At 60.5% G+C, this 20838-nt stretch carries 16 protein-coding genes and 1 pseudogene; 16 read left to right on the top strand and 1 reads right to left on the bottom strand.

Annotated elements, in window-relative coordinates; translation table 11 throughout:
* Positions 1 to 137: 137 nt before the first annotated feature.
* Complete coding sequence (nadE, locus tag HMPREF9163_RS03940) at positions 138 to 1802, bottom strand: NAD(+) synthase (RefSeq protein WP_037345974.1); 1665 nt, start codon at positions 1800 to 1802, stop codon at positions 138 to 140.
* A 65-nt stretch (positions 1803 to 1867) separates the two neighbouring features.
* Between nadE and ybaK the strand changes: the two genes are divergently transcribed.
* From ybaK to HMPREF9163_RS12365, 16 genes and pseudogenes are all read left to right on the top strand, one after another.
* Positions 1868 to 2353, top strand: a complete 486-nt coding sequence (gene ybaK / locus HMPREF9163_RS03935) for a Cys-tRNA(Pro) deacylase (RefSeq protein ID WP_009440367.1) — start codon at positions 1868 to 1870, stop codon at positions 2351 to 2353.
* A gap of 53 nt (positions 2354 to 2406) precedes the next feature.
* Positions 2407 to 3896 (top strand): annotated as a pseudogene (gene thrC / locus HMPREF9163_RS03930) (threonine synthase).
* 157 nt (positions 3897 to 4053) lie between these two features.
* Positions 4054 to 5673 carry a phosphoenolpyruvate carboxykinase (ATP) gene (gene pckA / locus HMPREF9163_RS03925; RefSeq protein WP_009440364.1) on the top strand — a complete coding sequence of 540 codons (1620 nt, stop codon included), beginning with the start codon at positions 4054 to 4056 and terminating at the stop codon, positions 5671 to 5673.
* 68 nt (positions 5674 to 5741) lie between these two features.
* Positions 5742 to 7808: an ATP-dependent DNA helicase RecG gene (gene recG, locus HMPREF9163_RS03920; RefSeq protein ID WP_009440363.1), complete on the top strand. Its 2067-nt coding sequence runs from the start codon at positions 5742 to 5744 to the stop codon at positions 7806 to 7808.
* An 83-nt stretch (positions 7809 to 7891) separates the two neighbouring features.
* Positions 7892 to 8680, top strand: a complete 789-nt coding sequence (gene dapB / locus HMPREF9163_RS03915) for a 4-hydroxy-tetrahydrodipicolinate reductase (RefSeq protein ID WP_037345971.1) — start codon at positions 7892 to 7894, stop codon at positions 8678 to 8680.
* A gap of 12 nt (positions 8681 to 8692) precedes the next feature.
* Positions 8693 to 9724 carry an aspartate-semialdehyde dehydrogenase gene (locus HMPREF9163_RS03910; RefSeq protein ID WP_009440361.1) on the top strand — a complete coding sequence of 344 codons (1032 nt, stop codon included), beginning with the start codon at positions 8693 to 8695 and terminating at the stop codon, positions 9722 to 9724.
* 255 nt (positions 9725 to 9979) lie between these two features.
* On the top strand, positions 9980 to 10423 hold the full coding sequence (mraZ, locus tag HMPREF9163_RS03905) for a division/cell wall cluster transcriptional repressor MraZ (RefSeq protein ID WP_006305864.1): 444 nt from the start codon (positions 9980 to 9982) through the stop codon (positions 10421 to 10423).
* Complete coding sequence (gene rsmH, locus HMPREF9163_RS03900; RefSeq protein ID WP_009440359.1) at positions 10420 to 11355, top strand: 16S rRNA (cytosine(1402)-N(4))-methyltransferase RsmH; 936 nt, start codon at positions 10420 to 10422, stop codon at positions 11353 to 11355. Before mraZ ends, rsmH begins: the two co-directional genes overlap by 4 nt.
* Positions 11356 to 11384: 29 nt before the next feature.
* Positions 11385 to 11753, top strand: a complete 369-nt coding sequence (locus HMPREF9163_RS03895; RefSeq protein ID WP_009440358.1) for a cell division protein FtsL — start codon at positions 11385 to 11387, stop codon at positions 11751 to 11753.
* Positions 11754 to 11759: 6 nt separating this feature from the next.
* Complete coding sequence (locus HMPREF9163_RS03890; protein WP_009440357.1) at positions 11760 to 13244, top strand: UDP-N-acetylmuramoyl-L-alanyl-D-glutamate--2,6-diaminopimelate ligase; 1485 nt, start codon at positions 11760 to 11762, stop codon at positions 13242 to 13244.
* A gap of 1 nt (position 13245) precedes the next feature.
* Positions 13246 to 14649, top strand: coding sequence for a UDP-N-acetylmuramoyl-tripeptide--D-alanyl-D-alanine ligase (murF, locus tag HMPREF9163_RS03885; RefSeq protein WP_009440356.1), 1404 nt, complete (start codon positions 13246 to 13248; stop codon positions 14647 to 14649).
* On the top strand, positions 14649 to 15635 hold the full coding sequence (gene mraY / locus HMPREF9163_RS03880) for a phospho-N-acetylmuramoyl-pentapeptide-transferase (protein ID WP_009440355.1): 987 nt from the start codon (positions 14649 to 14651) through the stop codon (positions 15633 to 15635). Before murF ends, mraY begins: the two co-directional genes overlap by 1 nt.
* A gap of 24 nt (positions 15636 to 15659) precedes the next feature.
* On the top strand, positions 15660 to 17042 hold the full coding sequence (murD, locus tag HMPREF9163_RS03875) for a UDP-N-acetylmuramoyl-L-alanine--D-glutamate ligase (RefSeq protein WP_009440354.1): 1383 nt from the start codon (positions 15660 to 15662) through the stop codon (positions 17040 to 17042).
* Positions 17039 to 18154 (top strand): undecaprenyldiphospho-muramoylpentapeptide beta-N-acetylglucosaminyltransferase, encoded by a 1116-nt coding sequence (gene murG / locus HMPREF9163_RS03870; protein ID WP_009440353.1) that lies wholly within the window; start codon positions 17039 to 17041, stop codon positions 18152 to 18154. Before murD ends, murG begins: the two co-directional genes overlap by 4 nt.
* Before the next feature lie 5 nt (positions 18155 to 18159).
* Positions 18160 to 20490 carry a UDP-N-acetylmuramate--L-alanine ligase gene (gene murC / locus HMPREF9163_RS03865; protein ID WP_037345969.1) on the top strand — a complete coding sequence of 777 codons (2331 nt, stop codon included), beginning with the start codon at positions 18160 to 18162 and terminating at the stop codon, positions 20488 to 20490.
* Positions 20487 to 20838 (top strand): cell division protein FtsQ/DivIB (locus HMPREF9163_RS12365; RefSeq protein ID WP_009440351.1); only part of this gene is annotated, 352 nt, incomplete at its 3' end. The genes murC and HMPREF9163_RS12365, both read left to right, overlap by 4 nt.

Below are 20838 nucleotides of genomic sequence, written 5' to 3'. Positions count from 1 at the left end.
CCTTTCATTTGTATTGAGAATAACACAAAAATTCCGTCTTGTAAATGAGAAAATTTCTCAATGATGAAAAATTGAGGATCGAACAAAAAAGAGCTGTGTACGAAGCGGAAAGTTTCGCACACAGCTCCTATGAATTTTTATTTTTTGAGCAGCTGCTTTTTCAGTGCACGATAGCGGATTGTCTCATACGCGTCGATCTGGGACTCGGGATGATCACTGCCGTAAGCGCGCCCGCTCGTCGAGAGGAGCGGCGGCGACTGGATGCGCTTTGCAACCGCCATGCCTGTATAGAGTCCCCACCAGCGTTCGAGGTCGACGATAAATTCCTCCGCCGTCGGGAAATAATCCGCGACGAGCCCCGCCGCGCAGCCGATATACTCCTCGAGGTCTCCGTCCGCATAGTGAGCCAGGATGTCTTCGGGAATGCGGTTCTCTTCGGCGAATGCGCGGAAGAGGTAGTCGTGATAGGGATAGCGGATGGGGTCGCCCTTGCCCTCGTCGACGTTCTGTGCGTCGGAGAGCTCGGCACTCGGTACGATGTCGATGATGCCCTGCGGCACGACCTCGCGCTTGTAGATCTCCGTGTTCAGATAGCGTGCGAGTGCATACACTTCGTGCTTCCAGAGGTCGGCAAGCGCGGAGAGGAAGCCCGCCTGATCGCCATAGAGGGTTGCATAGCCGACGGTGGACTCCGCCTTGTTTGCGTTGCAGGTGAATCCTGCGCCCCACGCAGCTGCGACGGCGGAGAGGACGCGCCCGCTGCGGTCACGCGCCTGCATATTCTCGCGCACGAAGGAGGAGATCGTGAGGTGCTCGGCTGCCTGCGCCGCTGTGCCCATGATGGGAACTGCGGTGAGCTGCTGCACGGTGTGTGCGACGCTCTCCTCGATGGGCACGATCATGTGGCGGCAGCCGAGGTTCTCGGCGAGCTGCGCCGCGAGCCCCTTCGTTGTTGCAGAGTTGAACTGACTCGGCATGTTGACGAGCAACACTTTGTCTGCGCCGATGGCATCGACGTAGAGCGCGGCGGCAACGGCGGAGTCGATACCGCCCGAGATGCCGATGACAACGCGCTCCATATGGATGCGCTCGAGGAATTTTTGCACGGCGTAGCGCAGCATGCGGTACTTCGGTGCAATGGGGGCTTCCTTCGCCGCTGTGAGCGGAGCGGGCATTGACTCTGTATCGACGACGGTCATCCCTTCCGTGTAGGCGGGCGACATAAGGACGCGCATGCCGTCTGCGCTGAATACCTGCGCCCTGCCGGCGAAGGTGTAGATGGTCTTGCCCTTGTCCTGAAGTCCGAGCGCATTGACATAGAAGATGTGCTTCCGCTTTTCGCGCGCCGTATCTGCGAGTGCACGCACGTCAAAGCAGACAGGGAAGGGGCTCGCGTCGGCGGCGAGGATGATGTCCTCGTTCGGTAGCTCGTAGAGGAGCGGGGAGAAATGCGTGCCCGCCCCGTGGAGCGGACTGTGTGCGACCTCACGTAGTACGCCGTCCCGCGCCTCCATGAGTGTGCGGCGCACGCCCGTGCAGCCGTCATCTGCCGCCCCATTGCCGAACAGGACGGTGATGCCGTCTGCTGTGGCGGCAATCTCCTCGGCGTAGGCGGTGCAGTCGCGTAGAAATGCGGGCTGTTTCCAAACATTTCCGAGGAAGAGCCCCGAGAGACTGAGTGCGGGGAAGAGGGCAAGATCGGCGCCCGCCGTCTTTGCCTCCGCTATTTTCCTGCGCATGGATGCGGCGTTCAGATCGGGGCGGCCGGGGACGACCTCCATTGAAATCAGTGCAATTTTCATGTTCATGCTTCCTTTCGAGCTTCCTTTTATCCCGCCGTGATGGTATAATCTCATCTGGTGAGTATATGGCAAAGAAGAAAATCCAGAAGACAAATGCGGCGCGCATCCTCGACCGCCTCGGCATATCCTATGAGCTCCTGACCTACCCCGTCGACGAGAGCGATCTCTCGGCGATCCATGTGGCGGAAGTGACGGGGATTCCCTTGGCGCAGCTCTATAAGACGCTCGTTGTGCGTGGAGACCGCACGGGTATCTTTATGGCGGTCATTCCGGGCGGCGCGGAGCTCGACCTCAAGGCGGCAGCTGCGGCGTCGGGGAATAAGCGCGCGGAGATGGTTCACCTCAAGGAGGTTTTCGATCTCACGGGATATGTGCGCGGGGGCTGCTCCCCGCTGGGGGCGAAAAAACCCTACCCCGTGTACTGTGACGAGAGCATCGTGCAGCACGCCCGCATCTGCGTGAGTGCAGGGCGGCGCGGTGAGCAGCTTGCCCTCGCGCCGTCGGATCTGATCCGTGCGGCACAGGCGGTCACGGCGCATCTCATCCGCTGACGGCGCGCCGAACCGTACGACATAGTATTATAACACAGATGAATCGGGAAAGGATGTATACAATGGACTATTTCAGCACGCGCGGAGCAACGGAACGCGTCTCCTCGGCAGAGGCAATCCTCAAGGGGCTTGCCTCGGACGGCGGACTCTTCGTGCCCGCCTCGTTCCCGCAGATGACGCTCCCCGAGATCGAGGCGCTCCGCGATCTCTCGTATGAGGAGCGCGCCGTGCGATCCTTCGCCTCTATCTGACGGACTATACGGAGGAGGTGGTGAAGGGCTGCGTCAGCCGCGCCTACGGGCATACGTTTGACGATGTGCGGCGTGCGCCCGTGCGTGCGGTCGGCGATCTCGAGGTGCTCGAGCTGTGGCACGGCCCGACGAGTGCGTTCAAGGACATGGCACTGCAGCTCCTGCCGCAGCTCATGAGTACAGCGCGCTCAAAGACGGGGGAGCAGGACACGATCCTCATCCTCGTTGCAACCTCGGGAGATACGGGCAAGGCTGCGCTTGATGGCTTTGCGGATGCCGAGGGCATCCGCATCATGGTGTTCTACCCCGACGGCGGCGTCAGTCCCGTGCAGCGCCTCCAGATGGTGACGCAGGAGGGCGCGAATGTCTCCGTCGTGGCGGTGCGCGGCAACTTTGACGATGCACAGCGCGGCGTGAAGGAAATCTTCGGCGATGCTGCGATGGCGAAGGAACTTGCCGCGCTCCATACGAAGCTCTCCTCCGCGAACTCGATCAACTGGGGGCGCCTCGTGCCGCAGATTGTCTACTATTTCAGCGCATATGCCGACCTCCTTGCCGATGGGAAAATCGAGACGGGTGATCCCGTGAACTTCACCGTGCCGACGGGGAACTTCGGCAACATCCTCGCGGGTTACTACGCAAAGCGCATGGGGTTGCCCGTCGGAAAGCTCGTCTGCGCGTCGAATGCGAACAATGTGCTCACGGACTTCCTGCAGACGGGCATCTATGACCGCAAGCGCGACTTCTATCAGACGATGTCGCCGTCGATGGACATCCTCGTCTCGAGCAATCTCGAGCGTCTGCTCTATCATCTGACGGAGGACACGGGGCAGGTCGCCGCATGGATGCAGGATCTCGCAGAGGTCGGAAAATACGATGCGAGCCGCCTCCTTCCCGCGCTGCAGGAGCATTTCTGGGCGGCGTTTGCCGATGATCGTGCAACCGAGGAGGAGATCCGCGCGGTGTACGAGCGCACGCAATATACGCTCGACACGCATACAGCGGTTGCCTATCGGGCGGCAGAGGACTATCGGCGTGAGACGGACGACAGGCGTCCGATGGTCGTGCTCTCGACGGCGAGCCCGTACAAATTCGGCGCGAGCGTCCTTCATGCACTCGGCGAAAACGTGGCGGAGCTGGACGAATTTGCGCAGATGGAGCGCCTGCATGCGCGGAGCGGGATGGAGATCCCTGTGCACCTCGCCGCGCTGCATACGGCAGCGGTGCTGCACGAGGGCGTCTGTGAGAAAGATGGGATGCCGGCAGCGGTGCTGACGTTCGCGCGTGCATAAGAAAAAACAGGAAAACAATAAAATTTTCATAGTAAAGGAGGATTTCCGGAGTACGTGAAGAATTTTATATACGTTAATTATATTATGATAATGAGGCATGCTTTTTGCTTCAGATCTATACCAACCAAATTTTTATTTTGGGGAAAGAGGTTATCACATGGCAACGCTTGATCTCACACAGTACGGAATCACGGGAACGACGGAAATCGTTCACAACCCCGATTATGACCAGCTCTTCCGTGAGGAGCTGCGTCCCGATCTCGAAGGGTATGAGCGCGGACAGGTGACGGAGATGAAGGATGCTGTCAACGTTATGACGGGCATCTACACGGGACGTTCGCCGAAGGATAAGTACATCGTGGATGATGATACGTCGCGCGATACGGTCTGGTGGACCTCCGACGAGTACAAGAATGACAACCATCGTGCGAGCCAGAAGGCATGGAATGCGGTGCGCGACATTGCGATTCGTGAGCTGTGCAACAAGCGTCTCTTCGTCGTCGATGCGTTCTGCGGCGCGAATGTCAATACACGCATGGCAGTGCGCTTTATTACGGAGGTTCCGTGGCAGGCGCATTTCGTCACGAATATGTTCATCCGCCCGACGGAAAAGGAGCTTGCCGAGTTCAAGCCCGACTTCGTGGTCTATAATGCTGCAAAGGCACGCGTCATGCACTTCGGCGATCTCGGTCTCAACTCCGAGACAGCGGTCATGTTCAACCTCACGAGCCGTGAGCAGGTCATCGTCAACACATGGTACGGCGGCGAGATGAAAAAGGGTATGTTCTCGATGATGAACTACTATCTCCCCCTCAAGGGCATTGCCTCCATGCACTGCTCGGCAAATACGGACAAAGAGGGGCAGAATACGACGCTGTTCTTCGGTCTCTCCGGCACGGGCAAGACGACGCTCTCGACTGACAGCGCACGTCTCCTCATCGGCGATGATGAGCACGGCTGGGACGATGAGGGGATCTTCAACTACGAGGGCGGCTGCTATGCAAAGGTCATCAACCTCGACCCCGAGGCGGAGCCGGACATCTATCAGGCGATTCGCCGCAACGCGCTCCTCGAGAACGTCACGGTCGACCTTGCGGGACATGTGGACTTCGCCGACAAGACGGTCACGGAGAACACACGCGTATCGTACCCCATCAACCACATTGAGAACATCGTGCTCGGCCATGTTGCGGACAAGTCTGCAGGCCCGCACGCAAAGCACGTCATCTTCCTCTCGGCGGATGCGTTCGGCGTTCTGCCGCCGGTCTCGATCCTGACGCCGGAGCAGACGAAGTACTACTTCCTCTCGGGCTTCACCTCGAAGCTCGCGGGCACGGAGCGCGGCATCACGGAGCCGACCCCGACGTTCTCGGCATGCTTTGGTCAGGCGTTCCTCGAGCTGCATCCGACGAAGTATGCGGATGAACTCGTGCGCAAGATGGAGGAGCACGGCTCGCGCGCCTATCTCGTGAACACGGGCTGGAACGGCACGGGCAAGCGCATCTCGATCCAGGATACGCGCGGCATCATCCACGCGATTCAGGACGGCTCGATCGACAGCGCACCGACGAAGAAGATTCCGTACTTCGACTTCGAGGTGCCGACGGAGCTGCCGGGCGTCGATCCGAAGATTCTCGACCCGCGCGACACCTACGCAAGCCGTACGGAGTGGGATGAGAAGGCACGCGATCTCGCCGAGCGCTTCATCAAGAACTTCAAGAAGTATGAGGGCAACGAGGCGGGACGTGAACTTGTTTCTGCAGGTCCGAAGCTCTAAGCTGTATTTGTTTATGGAAAAAGCTGCCGTGTATGCGGCAGCTTTTTTTATCAAGGTAGGGAGGCGCGATGAAACTCTCGGACAGTATCAATAAGGTGCGCGGCGTCGGCGTGAAAAAGGCGGCGGCATTTGCGCGTCTCGGCATTCAGACCGTGTACGACCTTCTGACCTACTATCCGCGCGCCTATGAGGATCAGAGCCGCGTGACACCCATCGCCCAGCTGCGAGCGGGAGAACGCGCGACCGTGCTCGCCGTCATTCAGCGTGTGACGGAGCGTCAGGCGCGGCGGCGCGGCTTTACGGTGCTGACGGCACTCCTCGGCGATGAGACGGGCTATGCACAGGCGGTCTGGTTCAACCAGCGCTTCCTCAAGACGAAGCTGCGCGAGGGGCGGCGCATCCTTCTCACAGGCAAGGCAGACTATGCCTATAACGGCGGCGGGCAGCTTGCCCTCACGAATATCACGTCGTTTGAACTCCTCGGTGCTGAGGAGGACGCAGGGGAACATCTTGGCATCCTGCCTGTCTATGCGGCGACGGAGGGATTGACGCAGAAGCAGCTGCGCGCGATGATGGAATATGTTCTTCTACAGACGGTGGATGAGCTTGAGGAGAATCTGCCGCAGCGCGTCCGTGAGGAGTATCGGCTGATCGGGCGGAGAAGCGCCTTTCGGCATATTCACTTCCCAAAGGAGGAGGAGGAGCTGCGCACGGCGCGGCGGCGGCTCGCCTTTGAGGAACTCTATCTCATTCAGTGCGGGCTGCTTGCGCTCAAGAAACGCACGGCAGAGGAACAGGAGGGGATTGCGCACAGTCCGAACGGTGCTCTTGTCGAACGCGTCCGTGCGGCGCTGCCCTTTACGCTGACCGCCGATCAGGGGCAGGTGTGGGGAGAGATCACGCACGACATGGAGTCACCGCTGCCGATGCGCCGTCTCGTACAGGGCGATGTCGGCTCGGGCAAGACGGCAATCGCGCTGCTCGCGCTCGTCAAGACAGTGGAGAGCGGCCATCAGGGTGCCATGATGGCACCGACGGAGATCCTCGCGCGGCAGCACTATGACTATCTGCGTGAACTCCTTACGCCCCTCGGTGTGCGCGTGGGCTTTCTCTCGGGACGGCTCACGAAGAAGGAGCGTACGGCGATGGATGCGGCGCTCGCCGTGCATGAGGTGGACATTGCCGTCGGGACGCATGCACTGATACAGGATCACGTAGCGTTCGCCGCGCTCGGACTCGTTGTGACGGATGAACAGCACCGCTTCGGCGTAGCGCAGCGCGCGGAACTCGAGAAGAAGAGTGAACGGACGCCCGATGTGCTCGTCATGACGGCGACACCGATTCCACGCACAATGACGCTGACGGTCTACGGCGACCTCGATGTCTCGCGCATCGAGCATTTGCCGCCGGGGCGGCAGCCCATCCGTACCTTTCTGCGCGATGAGACGGCGCGCGCAAAGATCTATGCGTTCGTGCGCAGGGAGATCGAGAGCGGGCGTCAGGCATATGTCGTCTGCCCGCTCATCGAGGCGAGCGAGGAGATGGATCTGCCCTCAGCGGAGGCGGTCTATGAGGAGCTCGCGCATGGCATCTTTCGCGGAATTCCCTGCGGGCTGCTGCACGGCCGCATGAAGTCTGCGGAGAAGGAGGCGGTGATGGACGACTTCTACGCGAACCGCGTCAAGCTGCTCGTCTCGACCACAGTCATCGAGGTTGGCGTCAACGTGCCGAATGCGAGCATCCTCGTAGTGGAGCACGCGGAGCGCTTCGGACTCTCCCAGCTGCACCAGCTGCGCGGGCGCGTCGGGCGCGGCGCCCATGCCTCCTACTGCATCCTGATTGCGGGCAGGAGCGCGGCATCGCAGGAGCGGCTGCAGGTCATCGAGCAGACGAGCGACGGCTTCCGTCTCGCTGAGGAGGATCTGCGTCTGCGTGGTCCGGGGCAGTTCTTCGGCGCGATGCAGCATGGACTCGGCGATCTCAAGATAGCGGACGTGCTCGCCGATATGGATCTCCTCCTCCTCGCACGGCGCGCGGCACTTGCCACCATGGACGACCCCGCAGCCCTCTCCTTTGTCCTGCCGACCCTCATGCGTCAGTATCGCGAGCGTTTCGCGCATATGCGGGAGGTCTGAGGGGGAAATGCGCTTGTATTCCTTGACATACGGGGATTCTCTGGTCTAGAATAGCAGCATATTGAATTTGGGAGGAGATTGCCTTGACAAAGGTTTTGGTAAATGGCGCGGCAGGGCGCATGGGGCGCACGGTGCTGAAAGCCGTGATTGACGATGCGGAACTCGAACTCGTCGGTGCGGTCGATATCGTCGGCGGCGCGGATGCGGGGGAGCTTGCGGGGACTGCGAAGAACGGCGTGCTCGTGGAGACCGACCTCGCCGCCGCACTCAAGCGCCTGCAGCCCGATGTGATGATCGACTTCACGCGCCCTGACGTGGTTTATGGGAATGTGCTGACTGCTCTTGCCCACAAGGTTTCGCCCGTTGTCGGTACAACGGGGCTGACGGAGGAACAGAAGGCGGCGATTCGGGCGGCGGCGGACGAGAACGATACCCCCGCATTCATTGCACCGAATTTTGCAATCGGCGCCGTGCTCATGATGCTTATGAGCCGCATGGCGGCGAAGTATATGCCCGAGGTCGAGATCATCGAACTTCACCACGACAACAAGCTGGATGCCCCCTCAGGGACGGCGGTGCAGACGGCGGCAATGATCGCCGAGGTGCGTGCAGAGCATGCACAGGGACATCCGGGCGAAGAGGAGAAGATCGCGGGGGCGCGCGGCGCGGACTACGAGGGCATGCACATCCACAGCGTCCGTCTGCCCGGCTATGTCGCGCATCAGGAAGTCATCTTCGGCGGTCTCGGGCAGACGCTCACGATTCGCCACGACTCGCTGAACCGCGAGTCCTTCATGCCGGGCGTCGTGCTCGCCGCAAAGAAGGTGCGCAGACTCAAATCGCTCACCGTCGGACTGGATAAATTGCTGTAAGGGGAGTATATCATGAAGAAATATCGTGTCGCCATTCTCGGCGCAACGGGCGCCGTCGGTCAGGAGTTCCTCAACCTCATCGAAGAGCGCAAATTCCCGTTCTCGGAGCTGCGCCTCCTCGCATCCAGCCGCTCGGCGGGTAAGAAGATCGCATTTATGGGGAAGGAATACACCGTTGAGGAGACAACGGCAGATTCCTTCGCGGGCATCGACATTGCGCTCTTTGCGGGCGGCGCAGCGAGCAAGGAGTTCGCGCCCCACGCCGTCAAGGCGGGTGCCGTCGTGATCGACAACTCGAGCGCGTTCCGCATGGATCCCGAGGTGCCGCTCGTTGTGCCCGAGGTCAACCCCGAGGCGATCAGGAAACACAAGGGCATCATTGCGAATCCAAACTGCTCGACCATTATCATGGTCATGGGGCTGAAGCCGCTCTATGACCTCGCGAAGATCCGCCGCATCGTCGTCTCCACCTATCAGGCGGTCTCGGGTGCGGGCAAAGAGGGCATGGCGGAGCTCGAGGAGCAGGTCGCTGCGCTCTCGGCGGGCAAGGATGCCGAGGCGAACATCCTGCCCGTCGGCAAGTTGCCGAAGCACTATCAGATTGCATTCAACCTCATCCCGCAGATCGATGTCTTCATGGACAACCTCTATACCAAAGAGGAGATGAAGATGATCGACGAGACGAAGAAGATCATGAAGGACAACACGCTGCGCATCACGGCGACCACCGTGCGCGTGCCCGTCTACCGTAGCCACGCCGAGTCCGTCAATGTCGAATTCGAGAGCGAGATCTCCCTCGATGCAGCGCGCGCGGCGCTTGCGACATTCCCAGGCGTCATCCTGCGCGACAATCCGTCGGAGCAGGAGTACCCGATGCCGCTCTTCACCTCGGGCAAGACCGACGTTGAGATCGGACGCCTGCGCCGTGACGAGTCGACGGACAATGCACTGAACTTCTGGATCTGCGGCGACCAGATCCGCAAGGGCGCGGCACTCAACGCACTCCAGATTGCAGAGTATATGATCGCGCACGAGCTCGTCTGAATATAGAGTTTTAGGGACATATTTCCACCTAGGAGATATGTCCTTTTTATATTTTTACTTACATACATGCGAAAAGCCTCTACTCCTTTTATTTCAAGGAGTGAGAGGCTTTTTCTATGGATTGAAGATAAAAAAGAGAATGCGCGTTTTCTTGAAAAAAAAAGGCATTTTTGCTATAACTGTTAGTAAAAGTGGTGGAAAGTGGCGTTTTGTGTCACATAGTGGAGGTTTAATTCGGAAAGGTGGTGCGGCCGGATGTTCATGGGGGAATACGCCCACAGCATTGATGCCAAGGGCCGCGTCATCCTGCCCGCCGATTTCCGTCAGGAGCTCGGCGTCTCCTTCATCATCACGAAGGGGCTCGATGGGAGTCTTTTCCTTTTCCCACAGGCGGCATGGGATGAGTTCGCGGCAAAGCTGCGCACGCTCTCGATTGCCGACCCGAATGCGCGCGCGTTTGCTCGCTTCTTCATCGCGGGGGCGCGCACGCTCGAATGCGATAAGCAGGGGCGTTTCCTCGTGCCCGCGAATCTGCGTGCCTACGCGAACATCGGGCTCAAGCAAGATGTCATCCTCACGGGTGCGGATGCGCGCATTGAGGTCTGGGATAAGGAGAAGTGGCTGCGCTATGCGGGTGAGGTCGACCCGAATATCACGGAGATCTCGACGCAGCTTGCGGGCTACGGGATTACGATATGACGGACTTTCATCATGTGAGCGTTCTGCCCGAGGAGACGCTGGCGGCTCTGCACATTCGTCCCGACGGCATCTATGTGGACTGCACGCTCGGCGGTGCGGGGCACGCGGGACACATTGCGGCGCAGCTATCGTCCAAGGGGCGGCTGATCGGCATCGATCAGGACGAAGTGGCGATTGACGCCGCACAGGAGCGTCTTGCAGCGGTGAAGTGTGGAGTCACGCTTGTCCATGATAATTTCCGCAATCTGCGGGCAATTCTCGAGCGCGAGGGCATTTCATCCGTCGATGGGATTCTTTTCGATCTCGGTATTTCGTCCCCGCAGATCGATACGGCGGAACGCGGCTTCTCCTATATGCAGGACGCGCCACTCGATATGCGCATGGACAGGCGCGCCGCACACAGCGCGCGCACTGTTGTCAACGAGTACACGGCTGAGGCGCTGACGGAGATCTTCTACACCTACGGTGAGGAGCGCTGGGCGAAGCGAATCGCAGAGTTCATCATAGAGGAACGCGCACAGCATCCTATAGAGACAACAGGGGAGCTCGTCGCCGTGATCGACCGCGCCGTGCCGAAGGCAGTGCGCGCGCAGGGTGGACATCCCGCAAAGCGCATCTTTCAGGCAATCCGCATCGAGGTCAACGAGGAGCTGACGATCCTTGCGGATGCAATGCAGGATGCCGTCGATATGCTCAGTGCGGGCGGACGGCTTGCCGTTATCACATTCCACTCGCTCGAGGATCGCATTGTAAAGAAGACGCTGAAGCAGCTCGCGCAGGGCTGCATCTGCCCGCCGAAAACACCGGTCTGCATTTGCGGGCACACACCGAAGGTGCGGCTGATCGGCAAGGCACGTGCGGCAAGTGCCGCCGAATGTGCCGCGAATCCGCGCGCAAAGAGCGCAAAGCTGCGCGTTGCAGAGAAATTATAAGCTATCAGAGATAAAGGAGGTGAGGGCGTATGCTGGCACGCAGAGAAGATGATTATGCCTACGAGATACCTGCGGCGCCCACACCGGAACTGGAGCCCCCGAAGGAGCCGCTCGTACGGCGCGAGGTCAATACAAATCTGCGCAACTGCCTGCGTGCGATTTTCTTCCTCATTGCGTTCGGCGCGATGGTGGTGACGCTGCTCGGCGGCATCGCTGCAAAGAACGGCTACACCCTGCTCGACACGCAGCAGAAGGCGGATCAGCTCGAGCAGGAGAATGAGCGGCTCAAGATCGAGATTGCACAGCTGAAATCACCCGCGCGGATCGAGTCGATTGCCGTAGAGCAGCTGCATATGCAGGTGCCGCAGAATATGTATTTTTCGCATGAAGGGGAATGATGGCGCATGGTGAAGCGGTTACAGGAACTCGCAGACCTTCTGCCGGGCGCGCGGCTCTTAGGGGGCGACGCCGAGATTACGAGCATTGAGCGGGATTCGCGGCGCATTGGAGAGGGGGCTCTCTTTGTCTGTATCTCCGGTGCTCATGTGGACGCACACAGTTTCATACCAAATGCGGCGCGGGCGGGAGCTCGCGCCATTTTGACGGAGCGGGAGACGGTGGATGTGCCCGATGGACTGAGCGTCCTCCATGTGCAGGATCTACAGGCGGCGCTGGATGTGATTGTCCCGTATTTCTACGACTATCCCGCGCGCAGCATGCGCGTCATCGGCATCACGGGCACGAACGGCAAGACAACGACGAGCTATCTCGTGCGCGCAATTCTCCGACATGCGGGAAAGCGCGTGGGTCTGATCGGGACGATACAGATTATGATGGAGGACGAGGTGTTCCCCACGGCGAACACAACACCCGATGTCATCGTCATGCAGCAGCTGCTCGCGGAGATGCGTGCACGCAGCATGGATACGGTCGTCATGGAGGTTTCCTCCCATGCTCTCGATCAGGGGCGCGTCGCAGGCATCGAGTTCGATACAGCGGTGTTTACGAATCTGACGCAGGATCACCTTGACTATCATAAGACGATGGAGAACTACGCGCGGGCAAAGGCGCGCCTCTTCGACCTCGTGTCAGAGGCGGGAACAAAGGCGGGCAAGACCGCCGTGCTCAATGCGGACGATGCGGCGAGTGCGACGATGCGTGCCCATACGCGCTGTCCCGTCATCTCCTACGGCGTGGAGAGCAAAGCAGACCTTGCGGCGCGGGATGTGCACCTCGCGCAGGACGGCATGGAGCTGACCCTCGTGCATGGAGAGGCAGAACCTGTCAAACTGCATATCGGCCTCACGGGATTGTTCAACGTCTACAACGTACTCGCGGCCACGGGCGCAGCGCTTGCGGAAAAGATGCCCGTAGCGGATATCGCGGCGGCGCTCTGTGCGTTCACGGGCGTGCCGGGACGCTTCGAGCTTGTGCGCGCGGGACAGGACTTCTCGGTCATTGTGGACTATGCGCATACGCCGGACGGGATGGAGAATGTCCTGCGCACGGCGCGCGCTGTGACGGCAGGGCGGATCATCGCCGTCTTTGGCTGCGGCGGCGACCGCGATCGGACGAAGCGTCCCATCATGGGGCGAATCGGAGCGGAGCTCGCGGACATCGTCGTCCTCACCTCGGATAATCCGCGCACGGAGGATCCTGCGGCGATCTTGGACGAGGTGGAGACGGGCGTTCTGCCTGTGATTGGTGCAAAACCTTACGAGAAGCTTGTGGATCGGCGCACGGCAATCTTTCACGCCATCGGTAGGGCAAAGGCGGGAGATACTGTTGTCATCCTCGGCAAGGGGCACGAGAACTACCAAATCCTAAAGGATGGGACGATTCATTTCGACGACCGCGAGACGGCACGCGAAGCAATTGGAGGGCTGTGATATGGCGATGACATGGGACGAGCTGCGCGCGGCGACAGGCGCACAGCTGCACAGTGGGAAACTCGCGGGGAATGTCGTCATTCCGCATATCACAACCGACACGCGGAAGATTTCGGATGGAGACCTCTTTATCGCACTGCGCGGCGAGAACTTTGACGGCGCGGATTTTGCAGCAGATGCGCTCAATAAGGGGGCAGCGGCGGTGCTCATCGCGGAGCCGATTTCCGACCCCGTACAGAAGGCTCTTAAAAAGGCAAAGGGCGCTGTCCTCACGGTGGCGGACACACTTACGGCGTATCAGGCAATCGCGTACGCGTGGCGCATAAAGTTCGACATTCCCGTCGTCGCCATTACGGGTTCGAACGGCAAGACGACGACAAAGGATCTGACCGCCGCCGTGCTCTCGGGGCGCGGCGCGGTCTGCCGCACTGAAGCGAACTACAACAACGAGGTCGGATTGCCTCTCACGCTGCTCGGCATCACGGCGGAGGATAGTGCCGCCGTTGTGGAGATCGGTATGCGCGGCATGGGACAGATCGCGGCACTCGCTCCCGTCGCCGCGCCGAACGTCGGCATTGTGACGAATGTCTGCGAGGTGCATATGGAGCTGCTCGGCTCCATTGAGAATATTGCAAAGGCAAAGGCAGAGCTCGTGGAGGCAATCCCTGCGGGGGGGACGGTCATCCTCAATGCAGATGACGCACGCGTCGCCGCAATGCGTGCACGCGCGGCGGAGGGCGTGCGTGTCCTGACCTATGGCATCTCTGCGGATGCGGACGTGCGCGCCGAGGCGCTGCGCTGTGCAGCAGGCGGCTCGCAGTTCATGGTGACGTGGGCGAACGAGCGGCACGACTACAGCATTCCGCTTGCGGGCAGACACAATGTCAGCAACGCCCTCGCAGCGCTCGCGGCGGGCTTTGTGATCGGGCTCACACCGCAGGAGATGCAAATGGGGCTTTCGCATCTCGCCGCGTCCAAAATGCGCTACGAAGTGCATGAGGTCGGCGCGTGGCGGTTCATCAACGATGCCTACAACGCGAGCCCCTCGTCCATGCGCGCAGCCATTGAGACGACAGCGGCGCTCTATGCGGGGCGCAAGATTGCCGTGCTCGGCGATATGCTCGAACTCGGTGCAGCCGCTGAGGAGGCGCATCGGGATATCGGAAAAAGAGTTGCAGAGCTGGGGTTTGCGGCACTCGTGACCTACGGATCGCAGGCGCGATGGATGCACGAGGAAGCAGAGGAAGCAGGCTGCACCGCGCATCACGCGGAGACGCATGCGGAGGCGGCTGACGTGCTAAAGAATCTACTTGCGGATGGTGACACTGTCCTCTTCAAGGGGTCGCGCGGGATGAAGATGGAAGAGATCATTGGACTTTTGACGGGCAAGGAAGCGGGGCACTGATGGAACATCTCGTAGATTTTCTTTCTCCGCAGCTGCGTGCTCTTGTGACCGTCGTGACATCGCTTGCCATTGTGCTGTTCAGCGGTGTATACTTCCTCCCATTCCTACACCGTCTGAAATACGGACAGAGCATTCGCGAGGAGGGACCCGCGAGCCATCAGAAAAAGAGCGGCACACCGACGATGGGCGGCGTGATGATCGTGCTCGCCGTGACGGTCTCGACTCTCCTTTTTGCGCCGTTCACGGTGACGACCCTGCTCGTGCTCTTCATCTTTCTTGGGCATTTCCTGCTCGGCTTTGCGGACGACTACATCAAGGTGGTCAAGAAGCGCAACCTCGGGCTGCGCGCCTACCAGAAGCTGCTCGGGCAGATCTTCATCTCCCTTGTCACCATCCTCATCGGGCGTGCACTCCTCGGACACGATACGAGCGTGTGGATGCCAATCCTCGGTGAAACACTCGACATCGGCGCGCTGTACTATGTCCTCGTCGTATTCGTGCTCGTCGGCACGTCGAATGCGGTCAATCTGACGGACGGGCTCGACGGGCTTGCCTCGGGTACAGTCGCCGTGGCAGCGCTCTTCTATGCGACGCTCCTGTATTCTGTCGACAGCGGTCTCATGACGTTCTCTGCGGCGATAATTGGTGCAACGGTCGGTTTTTTGTGGTATAATCATCATCCGGCGAGAATCTTCATGGGAGATACAGGTTCGCTTGCACTCGGCGGAGCGCTCGCGGGCATTGCAATCCTCTCGCATACGGAGATGCTCCTGCCCATCGTGGGCTTCGTCTTCTTTTGCGAGGCGCTGTCTGTGATCCTGCAGGTCATCTCGTTCCAGACGCGTGGCAAGCGGATCTTTCGCATGAGTCCGATTCATCACCACTTCGAGCTCGGTGGATGGAGCGAGACGCGCGTGGTCTATACGTTCTGGGCAGTCGGCGCAGTGGGTGCTATACTCGCGTGGATTCTTGTACTCATATCATAATTCCAATAAGGGGGACACAGGGAATTGTCCTATCAAAATCAGTCTGCACTCGTCATCGGGGCGGGCATCAGCGGCTTTGCGGCGGCGCGATACCTCGCGGTGGCGGGCGCGCGCGTGACGCTCTCAGACGCGAAGGACGAGGCAGATGCGGAAAAAGATGCACTGACGCAGAAACATATTGAAGATTTGCGGGCGCAGGGAATCTCCTGCGTCTTTGGCGCACAAAGGGAAGAACTGCTCGAGGGGACGGATCTTATCGTCCTCTCGCCTGCTGTGCCCGAGCGCATCCCGCTCGTGACTGCCGCACGCGCACGCGGCATCCGCGTTACGACAGAGGTGGAGCTGGCGGGAGAGATTGCACGCGCACCCATCTACGCCATCACGGGGACGAACGGCAAGACCACAACGACGACCCTGCTCGGCGAGCTGCTGCGCGCGCATTTTGCATCGGTTGGCGTCGGGGGCAACATAGGAGTGCCGCTCATCGACGTGGCGCAGGAGATCCCCGCAGACGGTGCGATTGCGGCGGAGATCTCGAGCTATCAGATGGAGGCAACCGCACATTTTCACGCTGCGATTGTCGCCGAGCTGAATGTGACCCCCGACCACATCGTCCGCCACGGTTCGATGGAGGTCTATCAGGCGATGAAGGAGAAGCTCTTTGCCGCGCAAACGGCGGAGGACTTCCTCGTGCTGAACTATGACGATCCGCATACGCGCGGGATGGCGGATCGTGCCAATGGGCAGGTATGTTTCTTCAGTCGGCGTGAGGAACTCGCAGAGGGCGCATGCGTGCGCGCCGACGGCATGATCGTCATCCGCTGGGACGGCGAGGAGCATGTCCTCATTGAGACAATCGAACTCGGAATTCCGGGCGGACACAATGTCGAGAATGCACTTGCGGCAGCGGCGATGGCGTTCTTTGCGGGGGTGACGCCTGCAGAGATGCGTCCCGTACTGCGCGCGTTCAAGGGCGTGGAGCATCGTATCGAATTTGTGCGGACGTTGGACGGCGTCAGATACTTCAATGATTCGAAGGCGACGAATACGGATTCTGCAATCAAGGCGCTCGAGGCGTTTGACGGGCACATCATTCTGATTGCGGGCGGCGATGACAAACTGACTGATCTCACGGAGTTTATGGCGCTCGTGCACGCGCGTGTGGACGATCTTATCCTCGTTGGCGACGCGGCGGAGCGTTTTGCTGCGGCGGCACTCGAGGCAGGAATCTCGGCGAAGCAGATCCATCGCGCGGGCTACCATATGGCGGAGGCGGTACGAATTGCGCATGAACGTGCCTCCGTCCCGCAGACTGTCCTGCTGTCTCCCGCATGTGCCAGCTTCGACATGTATAGCGGCTACGAGGAGCGCGGACGGGACTTCAAGAGGATCGTGAACGAGCTATGAATATCATCGTATCCGGCGGCGGCACGGGCGGACACATCTACCCCGCGCTCACGATCATCCGCGCGATTCAGCAGCGCGAGCTGTCTGCACGCATCCTCTACGTCGGCACGCCGCACGGGTTGGAGGCGGACATCGTGCCGCGCGAGGGGATTGACTTCATTCCGATTGATCTCGCGGGTTTTCAGCGAAAAATCTCATTGGAGAATATCTCACGCGCGTGGCGCGCGCTGCTCGCTGTGTCACGCGCACGCGGCATCGTGCATGGCTTTCAGCCCGATGTAGCAATCGGGACGGGCGGCTATGTCGCGGGGCCCATTCTCCTCGCGGCGAGCCTTGCGGGCGTGCCAACCCTCGTGCAGGAGCAGAACGTCTTTGCAGGCGTGACGAACCGCATCCTTGCAAAGTTTGCAACGGCGATTGCCGTGGGCATGGAGGACGCAAAGAATGTTTTCCCAAAGGAAAAGACCTATGTGACGGGCAATCCGATCCGCCCCGAGGTGCTGACGGCGACGCGTGAGGACGGGGCGCGGGCATTCGGCTTCGATCCCGCGAAAAAGACGGTGCTCGTCTCGGGCGGCAGCCGTGGGGCGCGCTCAATCAACCGCGCGATGGTCGAGGTCATTGCGCACGCGGCGGAGCAGCGCGAGGTGCAGTACCTCCATGTGACGGGCGCGGACGAGCATGGCGACACGCTCGCGCGCATACGGAATGCGGGCGTACGGCTCGAGGAGCATCCGCATCTGCGCGTTTTGCCGTATCTCTACAATATGCCTGAGGCGATGGCGATGGCGGATGTCGCCGTCTTTCGCGCGGGCGCAACGGGGCTGGCGGAGCTCGCGGCACGGGGGGTGCCCGCGATTCTCATCCCGTACCCGTATGCGGCGGAGAACCATCAGGAGAAGAACGCGCGCGCTGTCGAGGCGGCGGGCGCTGCGGAGGTCATCCTCAACCGCGATATCAGCGGCGCAGCGCTCGAGGCTGCGCTCGGCGGACTACTCGCGGACGATGCGCGTCGCGCGGGTATGGCGGCGGCGATGAAGCGCCTCGGCAAGCCCAAGGCGGCAGAGGAGATCGCAGCACTCGCGTTGGGGATTTGTAAAAGAGAAGGGTGAGGACGTTGCTCAAGGATTTGAAGGGGATTCACAACATACACTTTGTCGGCATCGGCGGCGCAGGGATGAGCCCGCTCGCAAAGATTCTCCTCCTGCTCGGCTACAATGTATCCGGCTCCGATCAGGGAACCTCGCCCATCATTGCGGAGCTCGTGCGTCTCGGTGCGCGTGTCTCGACGGACGGACAGCGTGCGGAGAACGTGCGCGGTGCGGATGCCATCGTCGTCTCCACGGCAATTCCCTACGACAACCCCGAGGTTATTGCGGCGTGGGATCTGCGCATCCCGAAGCTGCACCGCTCGGACATTAACGCGGCGCTCGTCAATGAGTACGACGGCATCGCCGTCGCAGGCTCGCACGGCAAGACGACGACCACGTCCATGATTGGCGTGACCCTTGACCGCGTGGGCGTGTCGCCGACCATCATCGTCGGCGGCGAGGTGCCCGATCTCGGCACGAATGCGAAGCTCGGCACGAGCCGTTACCTCGTCTCTGAGGCGGACGAGAGCGACGGCTCCTTCCTCAAGCTGCGCCCCCACGTCGCCGTTGTGACGAACGTCGAGGACGATCACATGGATCACTACGGCACGATGGAGAAGATCATCGAGGCGTTCCGCACATTCGTCGATCAGGTGGACGAGGACGGGACGGCGGTGCTCTGCTTTGAAAATGAGTTCCTGCGGCAGATCGCCGCACAGACGAAGCGACGCGTGATTTCCTATGCCATCGATAGAGAGGCGGACTACCGAGCGGCGGACATCGAGACGCACGGCTCTGTGATCTCCTTCACCGTCTTTGAGCGCGGGACGGAGATGGGGCGTGTCTCTCTCAATATCCCGGGGCGGCACAACGTGCTGAATGCGCTTGCCTGCATTGCAGTCGCACGGCTTGCGGGTGTCGACTTTGTGCAGATTCGGGATGCGCTCGCAGGATTCCACGGGGCAAAGCGACGCTTCCAGACGAAGGGCAAGGAGCGCGGTGTCTGGGTGGTGGACGACTATGCCCACCATCCGACGGAGATTGCCGTGACGCTGACAGCGGCGCGTGCGACGAATCCTGCGCGCCTCATCTGCGTATTCCAGCCGCATCGCTACTCGCGGACGCAGCTCCTGCGCGCGGAGTTCGGCGGATGCTTTGCCGCCGCCGATCTGCTCCTCCTGACCGACGTCTATGCAGCAGGCGAGGCACCGATCCCGGGTATCAGCGGCGAGACGCTGATGGAGGAGGTCGCAGAGGCGACGGGGCAAGACGCAGTCTACCTGCCCGAGCGCGCAGATCTCGAGCGCTATCTCGCACAGCACGTGCGCGCGGGCGACCTCGTCATCACGATGGGCGCGGGCAATATCCTCGAGGTTGGGGAGGCGCTTGTCGAGCAACTCAAAAATGGCACGGCCGGCTCCAATGAACCGCCCGTCGTTGTCGTCATGGGCGGCCCCTCCACCGAGGCGGAGGTCTCGCGCCGCTCGGGCGGGCAAATCTTGCAGGCACTGCTGTCAAAGGGCTATCCCGCCGTCGGTATGGAGCTGAATCCGTCCACCTTTGCCGAGGAGATTCAAAATCTGCATCCTGCAATCGTGTTCAATGCGCTGCATGGAAAGTATGGCGAGGACGGTGTTCTGCAGGGCACGCTTGACATGCTCGGCATCCCCTACACGGGCTCGGGCGTGCGCGCTGCTGCGCTCACGATGGACAAGATGATGACGAAGCGCATCTTCCGCGCGGAGGGGATTGCAACTCCTCGCTTCCTCTGCATTCATGCGGGGGAGAGAGATGCGCAGACTGCCGAGCGCGTGCGTGCAGAATTCGATCTGCCGCTCGTTGTCAAGGCGCCTGAGCAGGGATCGAGCATCGGCGTCTACATCGTGACGCGTGAGGAGGACTTGCAGTCTGCCATCGATGAGGCGTTCTCCTACGGAGATACGGTGCTCGTGGAGGAGTTCATCCAAGGACGCGAGCTGACGGTTGCCGTCTGGGGAACGTCCTCTCGCGGGAAAGCATTCCCAATCATCGAGATCACGACCACCTCGGGTCGCTATGACTACGCGAGCAAATACACGCCGGGTGCCTCGCGGCATCTCATTCCTGCGGAGCTCTCCGCAGAGTGCACAGCGGCGGTGCAGGAGATGGCCGTCCGCGCATTCAATGCGTGCGGCTGCGCGGGCGTTGCGCGCGTCGATGTCATGCTGAGCGATGCGGGCGAGCCGTACGCCATCGAGGTCAATTCCGTGCCGGGCATGACGGCAATCTCGCTCGTGCCTGACGCCGCGCGTGCCGTCGGTATCGAGTTCCCTGAGTTCTGCGAGGAGATGCTCGCAATGGCAGGGTACCGTCGATGAGGTCTCGCCGCGTTCTGAAGGGGGCACTCTACCTCCTGTGCGCCGCTGCGATCATCGCGGCGCTCATCTACTCACCGCTCTTCACCTTTCAGCATCTGGTTGTGCGCGGCAACGTCCATCTTGACGAGGCGGAGCTCTGTGAGATCGCGCGCATTCAGTATGGACAGCGCCTCTTCGAGCTAAAGACGGATGCCATGACGACGAATCTGCTGCATGATCTGCGCATCGAGTCTGCTGTTGTGCGGCGTCAGCTGCCGAATAAGATTGAAATGGAGATTGTTGAGCGCATTCCGGTTGCGACCGTTGCCTGTGACTACGGCTATCTGGATTTCGATCGGCAGGGCAAGG

This window comes from Selenomonas sp. oral taxon 138 str. F0429, assembly GCF_000318175.2.
In the GTDB taxonomy this organism is placed as follows: domain Bacteria; phylum Bacillota; class Negativicutes; order Selenomonadales; family Selenomonadaceae; genus Centipeda; species Centipeda timonae.
This window is presented reverse-complemented; position numbering and strand designations above follow the sequence as displayed.

Excerpts from the sequence above, each read along its gene's own strand:
- nadE (WP_037345974.1), bottom strand. The coding sequence starts at position 1,802 with ATGAAAATTGCACTGATTTCAATGGAGGTCGTCCCCGGCCGCCCCGAT.
- ybaK (WP_009440367.1), top strand. The coding sequence starts at position 1,868 with ATGGCAAAGAAGAAAATCCAGAAGACAAATGCGGCGCGCATCCTCGAC.
- pckA (WP_009440364.1), top strand. The coding sequence starts at position 4,054 with ATGGCAACGCTTGATCTCACACAGTACGGAATCACGGGAACGACGGAA.
- recG (WP_009440363.1), top strand. The coding sequence starts at position 5,742 with ATGAAACTCTCGGACAGTATCAATAAGGTGCGCGGCGTCGGCGTGAAA.
- HMPREF9163_RS03910 (WP_009440361.1), top strand. The coding sequence starts at position 8,693 with ATGAAGAAATATCGTGTCGCCATTCTCGGCGCAACGGGCGCCGTCGGT.
- mraZ (WP_006305864.1), top strand. The coding sequence starts at position 9,980 with ATGTTCATGGGGGAATACGCCCACAGCATTGATGCCAAGGGCCGCGTC.
- rsmH (WP_009440359.1), top strand. The coding sequence starts at position 10,420 with ATGACGGACTTTCATCATGTGAGCGTTCTGCCCGAGGAGACGCTGGCG.
- HMPREF9163_RS03895 (WP_009440358.1), top strand. The coding sequence starts at position 11,385 with ATGCTGGCACGCAGAGAAGATGATTATGCCTACGAGATACCTGCGGCG.
- HMPREF9163_RS03890 (WP_009440357.1), top strand. The coding sequence starts at position 11,760 with ATGGTGAAGCGGTTACAGGAACTCGCAGACCTTCTGCCGGGCGCGCGG.
- murF (WP_009440356.1), top strand. The coding sequence starts at position 13,246 with ATGGCGATGACATGGGACGAGCTGCGCGCGGCGACAGGCGCACAGCTG.
- mraY (WP_009440355.1), top strand. The coding sequence starts at position 14,649 with ATGGAACATCTCGTAGATTTTCTTTCTCCGCAGCTGCGTGCTCTTGTG.
- murG (WP_009440353.1), top strand. The coding sequence starts at position 17,039 with ATGAATATCATCGTATCCGGCGGCGGCACGGGCGGACACATCTACCCC.